General features: G+C 58.8%; 16 protein-coding genes. 11 read left to right on the top strand and 5 right to left on the bottom strand.

Annotation, left to right across the window (positions count from 1 at the left end; genetic code table 11):
- Positions 1-4 precede the first annotated feature (4 nt).
- Positions 5-865, top strand: a complete 861-nt coding sequence (locus ACP4QI_RS01350) for a ketose 1,6-bisphosphate aldolase (protein WP_156262704.1) — start codon at positions 5-7, stop codon at positions 863-865.
- A complete protein-coding gene (locus ACP4QI_RS01345) occupies positions 865-1,875 on the top strand; it encodes a carbohydrate kinase family protein (protein WP_142490046.1) in 1,011 nt (336 codons plus the stop codon). The genes ACP4QI_RS01350 and ACP4QI_RS01345 overlap by 1 nt, the downstream gene beginning before the upstream one ends.
- On the opposite strand, the gene ACP4QI_RS01340 is transcribed toward ACP4QI_RS01345, so the two are convergent.
- Positions 1,872-2,603, bottom strand: a complete 732-nt coding sequence (locus tag ACP4QI_RS01340) for a response regulator (RefSeq protein ID WP_142487876.1) — start codon at positions 2,601-2,603, stop codon at positions 1,872-1,874. The two genes, ACP4QI_RS01345 and ACP4QI_RS01340, sit on opposite strands and share 4 nt — an antisense overlap.
- 265 nt (positions 2,604-2,868) lie before the next feature.
- On the opposite strand from ACP4QI_RS01340, the gene fdhF reads away from it, so the two are divergent.
- From fdhF to ACP4QI_RS01325, 3 genes are all read left to right on the top strand, one after another.
- Positions 2,869-5,016 carry a formate dehydrogenase subunit alpha gene (fdhF, locus tag ACP4QI_RS01335; protein WP_426495406.1) on the top strand — a complete coding sequence of 716 codons (2,148 nt, stop codon included), beginning with the start codon at positions 2,869-2,871 and terminating at the stop codon, positions 5,014-5,016.
- A gap of 322 nt (positions 5,017-5,338) precedes the next feature.
- Positions 5,339-5,491: a Hok/Gef family protein gene (locus ACP4QI_RS01330; RefSeq protein WP_142487874.1), complete on the top strand. Its 153-nt coding sequence runs from the start codon at positions 5,339-5,341 to the stop codon at positions 5,489-5,491.
- A 117-nt stretch (positions 5,492-5,608) separates the two neighbouring features.
- The gene (locus ACP4QI_RS01325; protein WP_142487873.1) at positions 5,609-6,283 is read left to right on the top strand and encodes a tetratricopeptide repeat protein; all 675 of its coding nucleotides are present in this window, start codon (positions 5,609-5,611) and stop codon (positions 6,281-6,283) included.
- 85 nt (positions 6,284-6,368) lie between these two features.
- On the opposite strand, the gene gltP is transcribed toward ACP4QI_RS01325, so the two are convergent.
- Complete coding sequence (gene gltP / locus ACP4QI_RS01320; RefSeq protein ID WP_142487872.1) at positions 6,369-7,682, bottom strand: glutamate/aspartate:proton symporter GltP; 1,314 nt, start codon at positions 7,680-7,682, stop codon at positions 6,369-6,371.
- Between the two features lie 420 nt (positions 7,683-8,102).
- On the opposite strand from gltP, the gene acs reads away from it, so the two are divergent.
- The 3 genes from acs to actP all read left to right on the top strand — a co-directional run bounded on the left by acs (position 8,103) and on the right by actP (position 12,103).
- On the top strand, positions 8,103-10,061 hold the full coding sequence (gene acs / locus ACP4QI_RS01315; protein ID WP_142487871.1) for an acetate--CoA ligase: 1,959 nt from the start codon (positions 8,103-8,105) through the stop codon (positions 10,059-10,061).
- An 81-nt stretch (positions 10,062-10,142) separates the two neighbouring features.
- Positions 10,143-10,457 carry a DUF485 domain-containing protein gene (locus ACP4QI_RS01310; protein WP_142487870.1) on the top strand — a complete coding sequence of 105 codons (315 nt, stop codon included), beginning with the start codon at positions 10,143-10,145 and terminating at the stop codon, positions 10,455-10,457.
- Positions 10,454-12,103 (top strand): cation/acetate symporter ActP, encoded by a 1,650-nt coding sequence (gene actP, locus ACP4QI_RS01305; protein ID WP_142487869.1) that lies wholly within the window; start codon positions 10,454-10,456, stop codon positions 12,101-12,103. The genes ACP4QI_RS01310 and actP overlap by 4 nt, the downstream gene beginning before the upstream one ends.
- Before the next feature lie 210 nt (positions 12,104-12,313).
- Here the strand turns inward: actP and ACP4QI_RS01300 are convergent, their stop codons facing one another.
- Entirely contained in the window at positions 12,314-13,891 is a 1,578-nt protein-coding gene (locus ACP4QI_RS01300; protein WP_426495405.1) for a hypothetical protein, read from the bottom strand.
- Positions 13,892-13,938: 47 nt separating this feature from the next.
- Here ACP4QI_RS01300 and ACP4QI_RS01295 point away from each other — a divergent pair, with 47 nt between their 5' ends.
- Positions 13,939-15,234: a Gfo/Idh/MocA family protein gene (locus ACP4QI_RS01295; RefSeq protein ID WP_426495404.1), complete on the top strand. Its 1,296-nt coding sequence runs from the start codon at positions 13,939-13,941 to the stop codon at positions 15,232-15,234.
- A 95-nt stretch (positions 15,235-15,329) separates the two neighbouring features.
- Positions 15,330-16,607 carry an ABC transporter substrate-binding protein gene (locus ACP4QI_RS01290; RefSeq protein ID WP_426495583.1) on the top strand — a complete coding sequence of 426 codons (1,278 nt, stop codon included), beginning with the start codon at positions 15,330-15,332 and terminating at the stop codon, positions 16,605-16,607.
- A 76-nt stretch (positions 16,608-16,683) separates the two neighbouring features.
- Here ACP4QI_RS01290 and ACP4QI_RS01285 read toward each other — a convergent pair whose 3' ends face one another.
- Positions 16,684-17,373, bottom strand: a complete 690-nt coding sequence (locus ACP4QI_RS01285) for an LrgB family protein (protein WP_426495403.1) — start codon at positions 17,371-17,373, stop codon at positions 16,684-16,686.
- Entirely contained in the window at positions 17,366-17,776 is a 411-nt protein-coding gene (locus ACP4QI_RS01280; RefSeq protein ID WP_142487864.1) for a CidA/LrgA family protein, read from the bottom strand. Before ACP4QI_RS01280 ends, ACP4QI_RS01285 begins: the two co-directional genes overlap by 8 nt.
- A gap of 101 nt (positions 17,777-17,877) precedes the next feature.
- Here ACP4QI_RS01280 and ACP4QI_RS01275 point away from each other — a divergent pair, with 101 nt between their 5' ends.
- Complete coding sequence (locus ACP4QI_RS01275) at positions 17,878-18,765, top strand: LysR family transcriptional regulator (RefSeq protein WP_142487863.1); 888 nt, start codon at positions 17,878-17,880, stop codon at positions 18,763-18,765.
- The last annotated feature ends 67 nt before the right edge of the window (positions 18,766-18,832 follow it).

Genomic DNA, 18,832 nt, shown 5'->3' with positions numbered 1-18,832 from the left:
AACCATGCCGCTTATCTCTCTCGCCGACGGGCTGGCCCATGCCCGCGAACATCGTTATGCGCTGGGGGCGTTTAACGTCCTCGACTCCCACTTCCTGCGGGCGCTGTTTGCCGCCGCCCGTCAGGAGAACTCGCCCTTTATCATCAATATTGCCGAAGTGCATTTTAAGTACGTCTCCCTCGACTCACTGGTGGAGGCGGTCAAATTCGAAGCCGCCCGGCATGATATTCCGGTGGTGCTGAATCTCGATCATGGCCTGCATTTCGAGGCGGTGGTGCGGGCGCTGCGCTTAGGGTTCAGCTCGGTGATGTTCGACGGTTCCACCCTGAGCTACGAGGAGAACATCCGCCAGACGCGGGAAGTGGTGAAGATGTGCCACGCGGTGGGCGTGTCGGTGGAGGCGGAACTCGGCGCGGTGGGAGGCGATGAGGGCGGTGCCCTGTACGGCCATGCCGACGAAGCCTTTTTCACCGATCCTGGGCTTGCGCGGGAATTTGTCGACCAGACCGGCATCGACGCCCTGGCGGTGGCAATCGGTAATGCCCACGGCAAGTACAAGGGCGAGCCGAAGCTCGATTTCGCCCGTCTTGACGCCATCCGCCAGCAAACCGGCCTGCCGCTGGTGCTGCACGGCGGGTCCGGGATCGGCGACGCCGATTTCCGCCGCGCCATTGAGCTTGGGATCCACAAGATTAACTTCTACACCGGCATGTCCCAGGCGGCGCTGGCGGAGGTGGAGCAGCGCATGGCCAACCGCCAGCCGCTGTACGATGAGTTTGCTGAACTGCTGCTGGGCATCGAAGAGGCCATTACCGATACCGTCGCCGCGCAGATGCGCACCTTCGGCAGCGCGGGGTTTGCGTGATGGAACGCCGGGGCATTATCGCGGCGGGCAATATGCTGGTGGATCACGTCCACCAGATTGTGCAGTGGCCGGAGCGCGGCTGGCTGGCGGAGATCGTCCACAGCGAACGCGCCACCGGCGGGGCGCCGCTCAACGTGCTGTTAACGGTGGCGAAAATGCACGCCGGGATCCCGCTGCAGGCGGTGGGACTGGTGGGGGATGACCACGACGGGGATTACATTCTCGCCATGCTCGACCAGTATCACGTCAACCGCCAGCGGGTGCAGCGCACCACCTTCGCCCCCACCTCCATGTCGCAGGTGATGACCGACCCCAGCGGCCAGCGCACCTTTTTCCACTCCCCGGGGGCCAACCGGCTGCTGGATCTGCCCGCCTTCGACCGGCTCGACTCCAGCCTGAAGATCTTCCATCTGGGTTATCTGCTGCTGCTGGACAGCCTGGATATGCCGGACGAGGAGTACGGCACCCGCAGCGCGCGCTTGCTGGCGCAGATGCGCGAGCTGGGGTTTCAAACCTCTCTCGACCTGGTGTCGCGCAAGGGCGATCCGCGCTATCAGCCGCTGGTGCTCCCTGCCCTGCGCCATCTCGACTATCTGGTGATCAATGAGCTGGAGGCGGGCGAGTTCAGCGGCCTGGCAATGCGCGATGACCAGGATGCGCCGACGATCGCCAATATTGCCGCGGCGGCGGCAGAGCTGCTGGCAGCGGGCGTTAAGTCGCGGGTGGTGATCCACTGCCCGGAAGGGGCCTGGGGACAGGAGCCGGATCGGGAGGGGTGCTGGATCCCCTCGTGGCGGCTGACCCGGGAGGAGATCGTCGGCAGCGTCGGGGCGGGAGATGCTTTCTGCGCCGGATTTTTGTATGGCTGCCACGAATCGCTGTCGCTGGCGGAGAGCATCCGGATGGCGCACGCCTGCGCGCGGGCCAGCCTGCTGGCGGCCAACGCTATCGACGGGGCGAAAACCCTGCAGGAGTTACAGCTGTTTATTCAGGAGAACAGGTTGGCCTAGGCCGCCCTGTCGCCATGCAGCACGTCGGCGGCAAAGACATAGCCCAGCCCGCGGATGGTTTTAATCAGCAGCGGCTGATGGGGATTGATTTCGATTTTGCGGCGCAGGCGCATGATCAACACGTCGATGGTGCGATCAAAAACCTCCGCGCTTTCGCTGTGGGTCAGCTCCAGCAGCTGTTCGCGGCTCAGCACCCGCCGGGCGTTCTGCGTCAACGCCAGCAGCAAACCGTACTCGCCCTGGGTCAGGGCGACCACGCCGCGCTGAGGGTCAATCAGTTCACAGCGGGTGGTATCCAGCGTCCAGCCGTTAAAGCCGATCCCGGCCGCCCGCGTAACGATCGGTTCTGCCGCCAGCGCGCCGGTGCGGCGCAGCACGGCTTTGACGCGCGCCACCACCACCCGGGGATTGAAGGGTTTGCCGATGTAGTCGTCCGCCCCCATCTCAAGGCCCACCACCACGTCCGACTCGCTGCCGAGCCCGGTGAGCATGATGACCGGCAATTCCGGGCGCTGCTTTTGCAGCTGCTGTAACACCTGCAGGCCGTTAATATCCGGCAGCATCATATCCAGCAATACCAGCGCGATATCCGGTGCCTGCTGCGCCAGACGCAGAGCATCCTGACCGGTATGGCACAGGTGGACGGTGAAGACGTGCTCGTTAAGCACATCCTGCAACAGTTCACACACCGCGGTGTCGTCATCGACCACCAGAATTGCTGGTTTCATCACTGGATTCCATTAGGGGGATAGAGATCAGTCTGGCCCATTCTGTGCAAGGCTCCAGCCAAAACGCCCTTTCCGTCACGGATCTTCAACCGCCGTCACATCCCCATCGCCACCAGGGCCGCAATTTTTGACGCGGGCCTGTTTTTCGTCAGGGTTTTGACCAGGATTCGCCCGTAAAGTCAGGGGAAATCCACAACAAAATTGTGGCATAGAGACGGCATACTAAACCGATATCTCAGCGTCATTTGAAACTGGAGCAAGACTGATGAAAAACGTCATCACGGTGTGCCCCTATTGCGCATCAGGCTGCAAGATAAACCTGGTGGTCGATAACGGCAAAATCATCCGGGCGGAGGGAGCCGGGGGGAAAACCAACCAGGGCAAACTGTGCCTGAAGGGCTATTACGGCTGGGACTTTATTAACGACACCCAGATTCTTACCCCGCGGCTGAAAACCCCGATGATCCGCCGCGTTCGCGGCGGCAGGCTGGAGCCCGTCTCCTGGGATGAGGCGCTGGACTATGTTGCCCGCCGCCTCAGCGACATCAGGGCGCAGCACGGTCCGGATGCGATCCAGACCACCGGCTCCTCGCGCGGCACCGGGAATGAAACCAACTACATCATGCAAAAATTTGCCCGCGCGGTGATTGGTACCAACAACGTCGACTGCTGCGCACGCGTCTGACACGGCCCCTCGGTTGCAGGTCTGCACCAGTCGGTCGGTAATGGCGCCATGAGCAATGCCATCAACGAGATTGATGGCACCGATCTGGTGTTTATTTTTGGCTATAACCCGGCGGATTCGCATCCGATCGTCGCAAATCATATTCTGCGCGCAAAGCAGAACGGGGCAAAAATTATCGTCTGCGATCCGCGGCGCATCGAAACCGCGCGCATTGCCGATATGCATATCGCGTTGCGAAACGGCTCAAACATCGCCCTGCTCAATGCCATCGGCCACGTGATTATTGCCGAGCAGCTCTACGATCGGACCTTCGTTGCCACCCGCACGGAGGGCTTTGATGAGTACCGTAAGATTGTTGAAAACTATACGCCTGAGTCGGTCGAAACCATTACCGGCGTAAGCGCGCGGGAGATCCGCCAGGCGGCGCGTCTGTATGCCGGAGCGAAAACGGCCACCCTGCTGTGGGGAATGGGCGTCACCCAGTTCTGGCAGGGGGTGGAGACCGTGCGTGCGCTCACCAGCCTCGCCATGCTGACCGGCAACCTCGGCAAAGCCCACGTCGGGGTCAACCCGGTGCGCGGGCAGAATAACGTGCAGGGTGCCTGCGACATGGGGGCGCTACCGGACACCTACCCGGGATACCAGTTTGTTAAGTTCCCGGAAAATCGCGAGAAATTCGCCAGAGCCTGGGGCGTCAAGAGCCTGCCGGCGCATCCCGGCTACCGTATCAGCGAGCTGCCGCACCGCGTGGCCCACAAAGAGGTGCGCGCGGCGTACATCATGGGCGAAGATCCGCTCCAGACCGATGCTGAACTGTCGGCGGTGCGTCAGGCGTTTGACGATCTCGAGCTGGTGATTGTCCAGGATATCTTTATGACTAAAACCGCGGCGGTGGCGGATGTTGTCCTGCCGTCTACCTCGTGGGGCGAGCATGAAGGGGTTTACACCGCGGCCGATCGCGGCTTCCAGCGCTTCTTTAAGGCGGTCGAGCCGAAGTGGGATTTGAAAACCGACTGGCAGATCATCAGCGAGATCGCGACCCGGATGGGTTATCCGATGCACTACGACAACACGCAGCAAATCTGGGATGAGCTGCGCCAGCTGTGTCCGGGATTCAAAGGGGCAACCTACGAGAAGATGGGCGAGCTGGGCTACATCCAGTGGCCGTGCCGGGACGAGTCGCCGGCGGACCAGGGCACCTCGTTCCTGTTCGAGGAGAAATTCGATACCCCGAACGGGCTGGCGCAGTTCTTCACCTGCGACTGGATGGCGCCGATGGATAAACTGGATGACGATTACCCGATGGTGCTCTCCACCGTGCGCGAAGTGGGCCACTACTCCTGCCGCTCGATGACCGGCAACTGTGCGGCCCTGTCGGCACTGGCCGATGAGCCCGGCTATGTGCAGATCAACACCGAGGATGCCGCAAGGCTGGGCATTGAGGATGAGGCGCTGGTGTGGGTTAACTCCCGCAAAGGTCGGGTTATCACCCGGGCTCAGGTCAGCGATCGGCCTAACGTCGGGGCGGTATACATGACTTACCAATGGTGGATCGGGGCCTGCAACGAACTGGTGACGGAAAACCTCAGCCCGATAACCAAAACGCCGGAATATAAATATTGTGCCGTGCGCGTCGAGCCGATAGCGGATCAGGCTACCGCCGAACACTATGTGGTTGAAGAATATAATAAGCTGAAAAAATCGTTACGGGAAACCGCGATGGGTTGATGCAATTAAAGGTGCAATTAATAAAACGGGGTGAAATATTCATCCCGCTTTTATTTGCATAATAGAAATAATATATGGTGAATATTATTTTGCGAGCAGCATTCCAGAGAAATGTAATTTCACCTAAAAAGAATTACATCTTTTCTTTTGAGTTCAGCGGGATAAGATTAGCGGCGGGTGCTTAAGGCTTTCTGTCTTAAGCCGTATTGAGGGACAGAAAGTGAAAAACCCCGGAAATGTTTCCATTAACCGGGGGCTATCCCTCAACCACTCACAAGTTGAGGATAGCCCCTTATTCTTTTATTAGCAAGGAGTAAAGGGCATGACGCCATTAAAAACCGTGCCAGGCATAATATTAATTATTTGCCTGACCATAGTGATATTCGCCTTTATTAATCGCGGCACGTTATGCGAACTGACAATAAAGAGCGAGCAGCTTGAAGTGGCGGCTAAATTAGCCTGCGCAGCAGGCTAACGTCAGCGGGCGGGGAAACCCGCCCGGCTTGTGGGGAGTGGAGGTCTTAACGCACCCATTTTTTTCTTCTCATCCCGCGCTTATACTGCCCGTTATCTACCCCTACGAAAATAACGCATGAAACCTCTTTATCTGTTGTTGATCCTTTTTTCTTCCCTGGTTTGCGCCGAGGAGATTGGCGGCCAGTACCTGAAGCAGGCTGAGGCCGGCGACAGCCGGGCGCAGTACTATCTTGCCGAAACCTATTACAGCTCGGGGGATGATAAGCAGGCCGAAACCTGGGCCGAAAAAGCGGCGAAAAACGGCGATATCGATGCTATGGCGCTGCTGTCACAAATCAAGTTTAAGCACGGCGATTTAGCCCAGGCAAAAGGGCTGGCGCAGCAGGCCACGGTGGCGGGCAGCTCGCCGGGTGCGGTGATGCTGGCACGTTTGCTGGTCAATACCCGGGCCGGAAAAACTGATTACCCGCAGGCGCTGAGCTTACTGCATAAAGTCGCAGAGAATACCGAGGATGATGCCGCGGTCGATGCCCGGCAGCTACTGGGGCTGATCTACGCCAACGGCGTGGAGGTGGCGCAGGATGATGTCCAGGCCGCACAGTGGTTTAAGCAGAGCTCCACCCTCTCGCGTACAGGCTATGCGGAGTACTGGGCGGGTCAGGTATTTCAGCAGGGCGAGGACGGGTTTATCACCCCGAATAAACAGAAGGCGCTGTACTGGTTTAATCTGAGCTGTAGCGAAGGTTTTGATACCGGCTGCGAAGAGTTTGATGCGTTAAGCGGGGAGTAAACGCCCGCCGACGGGACCGAGCGGTCTGCGTGCCGGGGGCGCTTCGCTTGCCCGGCCTACAGGACCGTAGGCCGGGCAATGTACTTTACTGGTCAGCGGTTTTATCAAAACGACCCAGCACATCGCGTTCATACGCCAGGGCTTTCTTACGGTCGAACTGATGTTCCCACTTGGCAATCACCAGCACCGCCAGCGCATTACCGACCACGTTCAGCGCGGTACGCGCCATGTCGAGAATACGGTCAACACCGGCGATAAACGCCAGCCCTTCCAGCGGAATACCCACGCTTCCCAGGGTCGCCAGCAGCACCACGAAGGAGACGCCCGGCACGCCGGCAATCCCTTTTGAGGTCACCATCAGGGTCAGCACCAGCACGATCTCCTGCCACAGGGAGAGGTCGATACCGTAGAGCTGGGCAATAAAAATCGCGGCGATGCTCTGGTACAGCGTAGAGCCGTCGAGGTTGAACGAGTAACCGGTCGGCACCACGAAGCTGGTGATCGACGCAGGCGCCCCATAGGCTTCCATCTTCTCAATAATACGCGGCAACACGCTCTCGGAGCTGGCGGTGGAGTACGCCAGAATCAGCTCGTCTTTCAGGATGCGGATCAGGATCCAGATGCTCAGGCCACACATCCGCGCCACCAGCCCCAGCACCACCAGGGCGAAGAACAGGATCGCGAAGTGCACCAGCAGCACCAGCTTCGCCAGCGGCCACAGGGAGGCAAAACCGAAGTTCGCTACCGTCACCGAGATCAGCGCGAACACCCCTACCGGCGCATAGCGCATCACCATGTGGGTCACTTTGAACATGGTTTCAGAGATGGAGCGGAACACGGTCACCAGCGGCTGGCGGTGAGTGGACGGCAGTGACGCCAGGCCCAGACCAAACAGCACCGAGAAAAAGATGATCGGCAGCATTTCGCCCTTCGCCATCGACGCCACGATATTGGTCGGCACCAGCGAGAGGATGGTCCCCATCAGGCCATGAGAATGGCTTTGCACATCCGCGGTCGTGCTTTGGTATTTCGAAATATCCACCGTCGCCAGCTGCGACATATCAATGCCCGCGCCAGGCTGGAACACATTCGCCAGCGTGATGCCGAGAACGATCGCCACCGTAGTGATCACTTCGAAATAAAGGATGGTTTTTGCACCGATGCGGCCCAGCTGCTTCGCGTCACCCACCCCGGCAATCCCTACCACCAGCGTCGAGATGACAATCGGCACCACAATCATTTTGATCAGATGGATAAAGATATCACCGGCAGGCGACAGTAAATTCGCGATCAGCCATTCGCGGCTGTCACTGTGATAATGCAGATAACTACCCAGCAAGATACCCAGCACAAGGGCCAGCAAAATTTGCCAGGCCAGGCTGACTTTCAAATTTTTCATGACAAGAAACTTCCTCAATGAAGTGTTCGTACTCGTAAAACGATGGGGACGACACATACTGAAAGGGTATGAATTGTGTTGCGTTCATTTATGGGGTTTTTTAACGCGCGGTATCAGTACCATTTGCACGGCATGCTACGCAAGCCTTTAAGAACGAGGCATTTGACTGACAAAAGGCGTTATCACGCTAATTTGTATTAGTCATGATAAATAACCTTTTGTTATAAAAACGCTTTTTTATGCAGCAATGCAAATAATCATTTCAGGCAATTATTTTTTTTCAAAGTGTCATTTGCTCATTTTTTATACTCTCTAATTTTTGCGTGATCTGTCGCCCAAATAGTAAACAAAGCTGGCAAAGCCCCTACAATTAACGTTTTTGCGACATATTATTAACATTCTACAAGGAGAACAAAAACCATGAGCCAGGTCCATAAACACGACATTCCCGCAAATATTGCGGACCGCTGCCTGATTAACCCGGAGCAGTACCAGGAGAAGTACCAGCTGTCTATTACTGACCCTGACGCCTTCTGGGGCGAGCAGGGCAAAATCCTTGACTGGATGACCCCGTATCAGACGGTCAAGAACACCTCTTTTGCCCCCGGCAACGTCTCTATTAAATGGTATGAAGACGGCACGCTGAACCTTGCCGCCAACTGCCTGGATCGTCACCTCGCCGATCGCGGCGACCAGACGGCAATCATCTGGGAGGGCGACGACGCGACCCAGAGCAAAAATATCACCTACCGCGAACTGCACCGCGATGTCTGCCGCTTTGCCAACGTGCTGCTGGCCCAGGGCATCAAAAAAGGCGACGTCGTGGCTATCTATATGCCGATGGTGCCGGAAGCGGCCGTGGCAATGCTGGCCTGCGCCCGCATCGGGGCCGTGCACTCCGTTATCTTCGGCGGCTTTTCGCCGGAAGCGGTGGCCGGACGCATCATCGACTCCAGCTCAAAGCTGGTGATCACCGCCGACGAAGGCGTGCGTGCTGGTCGTGCCGTTCCGCTGAAAAAGAACGTCGACGACGCGCTGAAAAACCCGAATGTGAACAGCGTCAACAGCGTGATTGTGCTGAAGCGCACCGGCAATGCCATTGAATGGCATGAGGGCCGCGACCTGTGGTGGAGCGACCTGATTGAGCAGGCCAGCGACCAGCATCAGCCGGAAGCGATGAACGCGGAAGATCCGCTGTTTATCCTTTATACCTCCGGCTCCACCGGCAAGCCAAAGGGCGTGCTGCACACCACCGGCGGCTATCTGGTCTATGCGGCCACAACCTTCAAATATGTCTTTGATTATCATCAGGGCGATATCTACTGGTGCACCGCCGACGTGGGCTGGGTCACCGGTCACAGCTACCTGCTGTACGGCCCGCTGGCCTGCGGCGCCACCACCCTGATGTTCGAAGGCGTACCTAACTGGCCGACCCCGGCGCGTATGAGCCAGGTAGTGGACAAACATCAGGTCAATATTCTCTACACCGCCCCTACCGCCATCCGCGCCCTGATGGCCGAAGGCGACAAGGCGATTGAAGGGACCGACCGCTCCTCCCTGCGCATCCTCGGATCCGTGGGCGAGCCGATCAACCCGGAAGCCTGGGAGTGGTACTGGAAGAAGATCGGTAACGAGAAGTGCCCGGTGGTCGACACCTGGTGGCAGACCGAAACCGGCGGGTTCATGATCACCCCGCTGCCGGGCGCTACCCAGCTGAAAGCCGGCTCCGCCACCCGTCCGTTCTTCGGCGTCCAGCCTGCGCTGGTGGATAACGAAGGCAACCCGCTGGAAGGGGCCACCGAGGGCAACCTGGTAATCGTCGACTCCTGGCCGGGTCAGGCGCGTACCCTGTTTGGCGATCACGACCGCTTCGAGCAGACCTACTTCTCCACCTTCAAAAACATGTACTTCAGCGGCGACGGCGCGCGTCGTGATGAAGATGGTTACTACTGGATCACCGGCCGCGTGGACGACGTGCTGAACGTCTCCGGGCATCGACTGGGGACCGCCGAGATTGAATCGGCGCTGGTGTCGCATCCGAAAATCGCCGAAGCGGCGGTGGTTGGTATTCCGCACAGCATCAAGGGCCAGGCGATCTACGCCTACGTCACCCTGAACCATGGCGAAGAGCCGTCGCCGGAGCTGTATACCGAGGTGCGCAACTGGGTGCGGAAAGAGATCGGCCCGCTTGCCACCCCGGATGTGCTGCACTGGACCGACTCGCTGCCGAAAACCCGCTCCGGCAAGATCATGCGCCGTATTCTGCGCAAGATTGCCGCGGGGGATACCAGCAACTTAGGCGATACCTCAACGCTCGCCGATCCTGGCGTGGTGGACAAACTGCTCGAAGAGAAGCAGGCCATCGCCATGCCATCGTAATACCCTCACCCTAACCCTCTCCCTTATAGGGAGAGGGAATAAAAATAACCCTCCCCCTACAATACGTCTGGAGACTCTGTGATGAATGACAATATTTGTCAGCAGATAGAGAATAGTGCGCACTACAGGGAGCTCGTCGATAAGCGGCAACGGTTTGCCTTCACTTTATCTATCATCATGTTAATCATTTATGTCGGCTTTATTCTGCTGATTGCTTTTGCCCCACACTGGCTGGGCACACCGCTGCACGCCGGGACCAGCGTCACCCGCGGTATCCCTATTGGGATCGGGGTGATCGTCATTTCGTTTGTGCTGACCGCCGTGTACGTCATTCGTGCTAACGGTGAGTTCGACCGTCTGAATAAAGCCGTTCTGCGTGAGGTAAAAGCATCATGAAGAGAGTTCTGACGGCGCTCGCCGCCACCCTCCCCTTTGCGGCAAATGCCGCCGATGCCATTACCGGCGCAGTTGAACGCCAGCCAACCAACTGGCAGGCGATCGTGATGTTCCTGATCTTCGTGGTGCTGACGCTGTATATCACCTACTGGGCCTCGAAACGCGTGCGCTCCCGTAATGATTACTACACCGCAGGCGGCAACATCACCGGCTTCCAGAACGGCCTGGCGATCGCGGGCGACTTTATGTCGGCGGCCTCCTTCCTCGGGATCTCCGCGCTGGTGTACACCTCCGGCTACGACGGGCTGATCTACTCCCTTGGCTTCCTCGTCGGCTGGCCGATTATTCTGTTCCTGATCGCCGAACGTCTGCGTAACCTCGGACGCTATACCTTTGCCGACGTGGCCTCCTATCGCCTGAAGCAGGGGCCGATCCGTACCCTCTCCGCCTGCGGCTCGCTGGTGGTGGTGGCCCTGTACCTGATCGCCCAGATGGTGGGTGCCGGTAAACTCATCCAGCTGCTGTTCGGCCTGAACTACCATATCGCGGTGGTGCTGGTGGGCGTGCTGATGGTGATGTATGTCCTGTTTGGCGGCATGCTTGCCACCACCTGGGTGCAGATCATCAAAGCCGTGCTGCTGCTGTTCGGTGCCAGCTTTATGGCCTTTATGGTAATGAAGCACGTCGGTTTCAGCTTCAACAACCTGTTCAGCGAAGCGATGGCGGTCCACCCGAAAGGGGAAGCGATCATGAGCCCGGGCGGGCTGGTGAAAGATCCGATCTCGGCGCTGTCGTTAGGTCTGGGCCTGATGTTTGGTACCGCCGGTCTGCCGCATATCCTGATGCGTTTCTTCACGGTGTCAGATGCGCGCGAAGCGCGTAAGAGCGTGCTCTACGCCACCGGCTTTATGGGTTACTTCTACATCCTGACCTTTATCATCGGCTTCGGCGCCATCATGCTGGTAGGCGCAAACCCGGCGTTTAAAGACGCGGCGGGCGCGCTGATTGGCGGCAACAACATGGCGGCGGTGCATCTGGCTGACGCGGTGGGTGGCAACCTGTTCCTCGGCTTTATCTCCGCCGTGGCCTTCGCCACTATCCTGGCGGTGGTCGCAGGCCTGACGCTGGCCGGTGCCTCTGCGGTCTCCCATGACCTCTATGCCAACGTCTGGCGTAAAGGCGCCTCCGAGCGCGAGGAGCTGAAAGTCTCCAAAATTACCGTGCTGGTGCTGGGCGTGGTGGCGATCCTACTGGGTATTCTGTTCGAGAACCAGAACATCGCCTTTATGGTGGGACTGGCCTTCTCGATTGCCGCAAGCTGTAACTTCCCGATCATTCTGCTCTCCATGTACTGGTCAAAACTGACCACCCGTGGGGCGATGATTGGCGGCTGGCTGGGCCTGCTCACCGCGGTGATCCTGATGATCCTCGGCCCAACCATCTGGGTGCAGATCCTCGGCCACGAAAAAGCCATCTTCCCTTACGAATATCCGGCGCTGTTCTCCATCGCCGTGGCGTTCATTGGGATCTGGTTCTTCTCCGCCACGGATAACTCGGCGGAAGGTAACCTGGAGCGTGAGAAGTTCCGCGCCCAGTTTATCCGTTCCCAAACCGGCCTGGGTGTTGAGCAGGGCCGCGCGCACTAAAATCCCCTCCCCGGCCGCTGGTCGGGGATCACATTTTTTTCCCCTTCAGGTGACGTTTATCACGTAACCAAAACAGAAAAAGCCGATGCGCATCACAGGCTTTATCTGCGATCCGCAAAGGCCATCACACTTTTCCCGATTTCACGCCAATCCCCGGCTTTCCCTCTGCCCCCCGTACAGACAATCCCCCTTCCAGTTTTTATGCTTTAGTCACAGCGACTCGCTCAGGCTTCTGGCAAAGCGCTCCAGCCGCGCCGGGCTCAGCAGTAGCGGCAGGAATAGCGGGCCGCTGGCGGGCGGGTCCACCAGCCAGCGATCCAGGGTGTCGGCGTAGTGAAGCAGCCGCTGCTGATGCTTCTGCAGGGTATCAGCAGGCAGGCTGTTCGCGCCGTAATGGTCGAGCCAGAGCACGTCGGTCACGGCGGCAGCCACGTGGGAGAACATCTGGCTGTAGATCTCCGCGCTGCGCCAGGCAGCCAGCAGGATCGCCAGCGTGTCGTCCGGGCAGGTAATTCGCGGCATCAGCTCACGCAGGTTTTGCAGCGTGCGGGTTGCGAGGAAGCAGGCGGCCTCTTTCTCCAGCGCCATCCGCTCCCGCTGCTCTTTGCCAAGCTCGGGATCGTCGGTGGGCATCAGCGGCTGCCAGGCGTGCAGCCAGTTGGCGCTGCGGGTGTCCATATGCAGCAGCTGTTGCGCCTGAGCGATGCTCTCCGGGATCTGGCTCTGATAGTGCAGCCGTCGCCCGAGGAGGTTCGGCGTTTTACACAGCCAGTCGTAGCTGGCATGCACGATGGCCGAGAGCTGATGCTTGTCCTGCAGGGAGCGAAAGCCGAGCTGATGATGTTCCACCCAGCGATCGAAGGTGGCGGGCAGCGCCGCGTCGGCGGCCTGGTTGGCGGCGGTAAGACCGAACAGGTTGATGGCGTTGGCGGAGTCCATCACCCGGCTGTCGGGTAGCCACTGCCAGCTCACGCGGGAGGTAATAGCTTCAATTTCGTTTTCAGCGACGCTGAGCGCCCAGCTTAAGCGGCCGCTGATCTCATCGGCCAGATAGCACGGCAGCGCGGTCCAGCCGTAGCCGGTGCCAAAGAGGTCGTACTCGATCCACTTTTTATGCCCCGGCAGGGTGGCGATGTGCGGATGGTTGGCAAAGCCGGGGTGGTAATCCAGCTCGGTGGCTTTTACCGAGGCGCGCACGTCGTCCGGGAGCGTCGCCAGAATGTTAGCGAGCTGCTGGCGCGGCCAGCTGTTATCAATAAAGTCGCGCAGGATGAGCTTTTTGCCCCGGGCGCGCAGCAGGCTCCAGACATCATGCAGGCTTTGCTGCCAGCGGGCGGTCTGAAAGTCCGGCGTCGTCAGGCTGAGAATAAGCCCGCTGAGATGGGGCAAGGCGTGTAATAGCGGATGCAATATCGCGGCATAAAAATGGTGCCAGAAATCCGGCGCGCTTTTTTCGTCGAACGTCAGTTCCGGAAATTTACGCTTAATAATGTCGTCATTGGGCGCGGCTTCACCCTGAAGCCAGAACGACAGATTATTTTCCGCCAGATAGCGATCGACGCGGATTAAATATTGCAGGGCGTAATGTTGCTGATGAATAAGGTTCTCGACGTTGAGCTTCTGGCTTAACGGCGAGGGCGTCGCAAGTACCGAAAGCAGTTCCTGTTGGTGCAGGATGATCCCAGTGAAACCGTGCTGCTTCGCGCTTTTTACTCCCTGAATAAACCAGGGCCAGTGCCAGATAAAAGTGCTATTCAGCTCCATCAGCTGATGTGGAATACGTTTCATTGCGTCACCTTGCTGATATTTATTTTGCTACTTTAGCTGAGGATGCCATGAAAAAATATGCTCTGGTCGGGACCGGTGGGCGTGCCGGTTTATATATTTCCGCCATCGGGGGGGCCTGGCGGGAAAATGCCAGAATGGTCGCGTTCTGCGATACCAATACCACGCGCATGCACTACGCCAATCAGCTCTTAAAAAACGAAGGGGCGGCGCCGGTTTCCACCTGGCAGGCGACGCAGTTTGAAGAGATGATCCGCGAGACGCGCCCTGATGTAGTTATCGTCACCACCATGGATCGTACCCATGACGACTACATCGTTCGCGCCCTGCACGCCGGCTGCGATGTGATCACCGAAAAGCCGATGACCATCGATGAACAGCGCGCCCTGCGCATTATCGACGCCATCGAAGAGACCGGTCGCAGCGTGCGGGTGGCCTTTAACTACCGCTACGCCCCGCACCACAGCAAGGTGCGCGAGCTGCTGATGCAGGGGACGATTGGCAAGGTCACCTCGGTGCACTTCGAATGGCTGCTCAACACCGAACATGGCGCAGACTACTTCCGCCGCTGGCACCGGGAAAAACGCAACAGCGGTGGCCTGCTGGTGCATAAATCCACCCACCATTTTGACCTGATGAACTTCTGGCTGGGCAGCTACCCGGAGCGGGTTTACGCCGAAGGCAGCCTGCAGTTCTACGGCAGGGAGAACGCGGAGAAGCGCGGCGTGACGCGCTTCTACCCCCGCGCCCACGGCTTCGCCGAGGCGAAAGCGGATCCCTTTGCCCTGCAGATGGCGGAGAACGCCCAGCTTAAAGCGCTCTATCTCGACGCCGAACACGAAGATAACTACTTCCGCGACCAGAGCGTGTTCAGCGACGGCATCACCATCGAAGACACGATGTCGGTGCTGGTGAAGTATCAGAACCAGGTCCAGCTCACTTACTCCCTCAACGCCTACCTGCCGTGGGAAGGGCTGAACGTGGTCTTTAACGGCACCGAAGGCCGGCTGGAGATGAAGATCGTCGAGAAGTCCTACGTTAACGCCGGGGGCGAGCGCGAAAACGAGGGCAGCCTCGAGCAGTGCGATCTCACCGTCTTCCCGCTGTTTGCCGAATCCTGGAAAGCAACGTTCAGCCTCGGCGAAGGGGGCCACGGCGGCGGCGACAATGCCATGCTGGCCGACCTGTTTGGTACGCCGGGCCACGACCCGCTGCAGCGCGCGGCGGACCACCGCGCCGGGGCGATGTCGATCCTCACCGGGATTGCGGGCAACATCTCCATGCAGCAGCAGCGTCCGGTCAACTTTAAGGAGTTTGAGCTGGTTTCCCGTCTGACGAAACGCTAAAGGCATGGTGAAGGCGCGGCAGGAGACCGCGCCGGAGCCACTGGTCAGTATTGTGCCGTTACTCACCTGTTTAATAATAAAAAATCCGGAGATAAATAATGAATAAACTCCTGTCAGGTGTCATCGCATCGCTGTTATTTTCCTGTACCTCTGCATGGGCGCAACCCGTTGAATTACGTATGTCGTGGTGGGGTGGCAACAGCCGCCACCAGGCCACGCTGAAGGCGCTCGACGCCTTTGAAAAAGCACATCCGGATATTAAGGTGAAGCCCGAATATACCGGCTGGGACGGGCATCTTTCGCGCCTGACCACCCAGATGGCGAGCGGCACCGAGCCGGATGTGATGCAGACCAACTGGCCGTGGCTCATCATCTTTTCCAAAAACGGCGAAGGTTATTACGATCTCGACAAGCTGAAAGCGGAGCTGGATTTAAGCCAGTACCAGGCCCAGGATCTGCAATCCACCACCATCAAAGGCAAGCTCAACGGCCTGCCGATCTCGGTCAATGCCCCGGTCTTTTACTACAACGACGTAACCTGGCAGAAAGCCGGGCTGGCGTACCCGAAAACCTGGGATGACTTTTTTGCCGCCGGGAAAGTGTTCCAGCAGAAGCTCGGCAACAGCTACTACCCCTACGCGATGGTCGATCAGGACGTTATCCTGCTGCTCAATGCCTGGATGATGCAGACCCATCACAAACCAATGTTCAACAGCGATGGTACCTTCGCCTGGAACGACGCCCAGTGGGAGGAGGCCTTCAGCTTTGTGAAACGCCTGAGCGACGACCATGTTCTCCCGTCGCCAAAGACCCTCTCCTCCTACGGCAAAGGCAATCTCTATGAGATGAAGCCGTGGATCAACGGCGAATGGGGCGGCCTGTTCACCTGGAACATCACCATCCGCATGTTTGCCAACAACATGACGCCGCCGGCAAAGCTGGTGCTGGGCGACTATGTAATGCAGCCCGGGACGGAAGAATCGGGTGTGTACTTCAAAACGGCGCAGATGCTGTCGGTGGCGAAATCAACGAAGCATCCAAAAGAGGCGGCGATCCTGGTCAACTACCTGCTCAACGATCCGCAGTCGGTTGAAGCCCTGGGGCTGGAGCGCGGCATTCCGCTCAACAAGGCGGCGGAGGCGCAGCTTATGGAGAAAGGGGTAATTGACCCGCAGGATCCGGTAATTGCCGGGCTGCGCCAGGCGCAGGCGCTGCACACCACGGTTGTCGCCACGCCCTATATTGAGGACTTGCAGGTAATCGACAGGTTTACCTCGGCGCGGGAAAAGCTGGAGCAGGGGCAAACGCCCGCTCAGGTCGCGGCGGATTTCCGCCAGCAGGTGGAGCGGATTGTACGGCGTGTGAACCGTTAGTATTGACGGGTGGCGCTACGCTTACCCGGCCTACAGAACCGTAGGCCCGTGCAAGCGCAGCGCCGCCGGGCAAAACTCAGAACATCAACCAGCCCACCAGCGGGGCCACCAGCACCATCACCACCCCGGAGAGCATCATCACCAGGCTGGCGACCACGCCCTCCTGCTGGCCCAGCTCATAGGAGCGGGCGGTGCCGGCACCGTGGGAGGCCGCGCCAAACCCGGCCCCTTTCGCCATCCCTTCGCGGATCGAGAGCCGCAAAAAAAGCACATCCCCCACCGCCATGCCAAACACCCCGGTGACCACCACGAACAGCGCCACCAGATCCGGCTGCCCGCCGAGCGGTTTTGCCGCGGCCAGGGCAAAAGGCGTGGTGACGGAGCGCACCGCGAGGCTGCGCTGGATCTCATCCGACAGGGTAAACAGCCGCGCCAGCCAGACCGAGCTGGTGACGGCTACCACCGTGGCGGTGATCACCCCGGCGGAGAGCGACATCCAGTGGCGTTTGATCACCGCGAGGTTGTCATACACCGGCACCGCAAAGGCGATGGTCGCCGGGCCGAGCAGCCACAGCAGCCAGTGCGCTTCACCGATATAGTTCTGCCAGGAGATATGGCCCCACACCAGCATCATCACCAGCAGAATCGGGGTGAAGACCAGCGGCATCAGGGGCAGTTTACGAAAGCGGCGGTAGAGACGTTTGTTGGCAAAATAGATAACCAGCGTCACCACCAGACAGAGGACGCTGACCTGAAAGTTAGTCATGTTTCTGCCTGCTGATTTCATAGCGATAGACTTTATCCACCACCCACGCGGTGGCACCCAGCACCATTAGCGTGCTCAGGGCGATCACCGCAAAGATACGCCAGCCGTCCACCATCAGCAGCTGGACGTAATTGACCACCGCCACCACCGCCGGCACAAAAAAGAGCAGCATTTCCGCCAACAGCCAGCGCGAGCCCGCCCGCACCCAGTTCAGGGGAATAACGCGACAGAGGATCAGGCTGAACATCAGCACCATGCCGACCAGATTGGCCGGCAGGGGCAGATGCAGCCAGCCAACAAGGTATTCAGCGAAGACAAAAAGACCCGCATAAAGCAGTACCTGAACCGGTACCTGGAGTCGTTGCACGACGGCAGGCGTAACGCGACCTAACGCCACGGTCATGGGGGATTTCCTAAAAATGAGAGGGAACGCCAGTATAGTCAGCGCCCGTAATTGACTGAAATGAATTAAAATCATCAAAGGTATAGTTTCGAGGAATAGTCATGGACATACGCACGCTGCGTTACTTTGTCGAAGTGGTACGCCAGCAGAGTTTCACCCGCGCCGCGGAGAAGCTTTTTGTCACCCAACCCACCATCAGCAAGATGCTGAAGAACCTCGAAGATGAACTGAACTGTACTCTGCTGATCCGCGACGGACGCAAGCTGCTGTTAACCGACACCGGCCGGGTGGTGTTTGAGCGCGGGCTGGCGATCCTCGCGGAGTTTCGCCAGCTGGAGGCCGAGCTGGGCGACATCAACCATCTCAACAAGGGGATACTGCGCCTCGGTATTCCCCCGATGGTGGGGATGATGATGGCCGGGCCCATCGGCCTGTTTCGCCAGCGCTATCCCGGCGTGGAGCTGAAAATTTCTGAATTTGGCGGTTTAACCGTCCAGCAGGCGGTGATCAACGGCGAGCTGGATCTGGCGATGACCGCCCTGCCGGTAGAGGAAGACAGCGGCCTGACGGCCCTGCCGCTGTTCAGCCATCCGCTGTGCGTGCTGGTGCCGCGCTCCGGCAGCTGGCTGACGCTTAAGGCTATTAATCCGGCGCTGCTGGCCGAGCACCCGTTACTGATCTACAACGAAGATTTTGCCCTCAGCCGCCAGCTGATGCAGCTCTTCAGCCAGCACGGCGTTAAGCCGCGCATTGCGGTGCGCAGCGGGCAGTGGGACTTTCTGGCGGCGATGGTGCAGGCGGGGGTGGGAATTGCGATACTGCCGCAGCCCATCTGCGAGCGGCTGGATAAAAACACCCTGCGCTGGATCCCGCTGCAGAGCGATCTGCACTGGCAGCTGGGGATGATCTGGCGGGAAGGGGTGTATTTGTCGAACAGCGCCCAGGCGTGGCTGAAATGCTGTGAAGGGTTTTGGACTTCGGTGGAATAACGCCGGGTGGCGGCTTCGCCTTACCCGGCCCAGGGTTTAACAGGCCCGGTAAGCGTAGCGCCACCGG

Source organism: Leclercia sp. TB492 (assembly GCF_049974505.2).
Lineage (GTDB): Bacteria > Pseudomonadota > Gammaproteobacteria > Enterobacterales > Enterobacteriaceae > Enterobacter > Enterobacter adecarboxylatus_C.
Note: the sequence above shows the minus strand (reverse complement) of the source record. Positions and strands in the feature narration are given on the sequence as shown.

What these genes read in the sequence shown, in the direction of transcription:
- ACP4QI_RS01280 (WP_142487864.1), bottom strand. Translation starts at nt 17,776, where the DNA reads ATGACCGTGGCGTTAGGTCGCGTTACGCCTGCCGTCGTGCAACGACTC.
- ACP4QI_RS01350 (WP_156262704.1), top strand. Translation starts at nt 5, where the DNA reads ATGCCGCTTATCTCTCTCGCCGACGGGCTGGCCCATGCCCGCGAACAT.
- ACP4QI_RS01340 (WP_142487876.1), bottom strand. Translation starts at nt 2,603, where the DNA reads ATGAAACCAGCAATTCTGGTGGTCGATGACGACACCGCGGTGTGTGAA.
- ACP4QI_RS01295 (WP_426495404.1), top strand. Translation starts at nt 13,939, where the DNA reads ATGAAAAAATATGCTCTGGTCGGGACCGGTGGGCGTGCCGGTTTATAT.
- actP (WP_142487869.1), top strand. Translation starts at nt 10,454, where the DNA reads ATGAAGAGAGTTCTGACGGCGCTCGCCGCCACCCTCCCCTTTGCGGCA.
- ACP4QI_RS01275 (WP_142487863.1), top strand. Translation starts at nt 17,878, where the DNA reads ATGGACATACGCACGCTGCGTTACTTTGTCGAAGTGGTACGCCAGCAG.
- ACP4QI_RS01345 (WP_142490046.1), top strand. Translation starts at nt 865, where the DNA reads ATGGAACGCCGGGGCATTATCGCGGCGGGCAATATGCTGGTGGATCAC.
- ACP4QI_RS01285 (WP_426495403.1), bottom strand. Translation starts at nt 17,373, where the DNA reads ATGACTAACTTTCAGGTCAGCGTCCTCTGTCTGGTGGTGACGCTGGTT.
- ACP4QI_RS01325 (WP_142487873.1), top strand. Translation starts at nt 5,609, where the DNA reads ATGAAACCTCTTTATCTGTTGTTGATCCTTTTTTCTTCCCTGGTTTGC.
- acs (WP_142487871.1), top strand. Translation starts at nt 8,103, where the DNA reads ATGAGCCAGGTCCATAAACACGACATTCCCGCAAATATTGCGGACCGC.
- gltP (WP_142487872.1), bottom strand. Translation starts at nt 7,682, where the DNA reads ATGAAAAATTTGAAAGTCAGCCTGGCCTGGCAAATTTTGCTGGCCCTT.
- ACP4QI_RS01300 (WP_426495405.1), bottom strand. Translation starts at nt 13,891, where the DNA reads ATGAAACGTATTCCACATCAGCTGATGGAGCTGAATAGCACTTTTATC.
- ACP4QI_RS01310 (WP_142487870.1), top strand. Translation starts at nt 10,143, where the DNA reads ATGAATGACAATATTTGTCAGCAGATAGAGAATAGTGCGCACTACAGG.
- ACP4QI_RS01330 (WP_142487874.1), top strand. Translation starts at nt 5,339, where the DNA reads ATGACGCCATTAAAAACCGTGCCAGGCATAATATTAATTATTTGCCTG.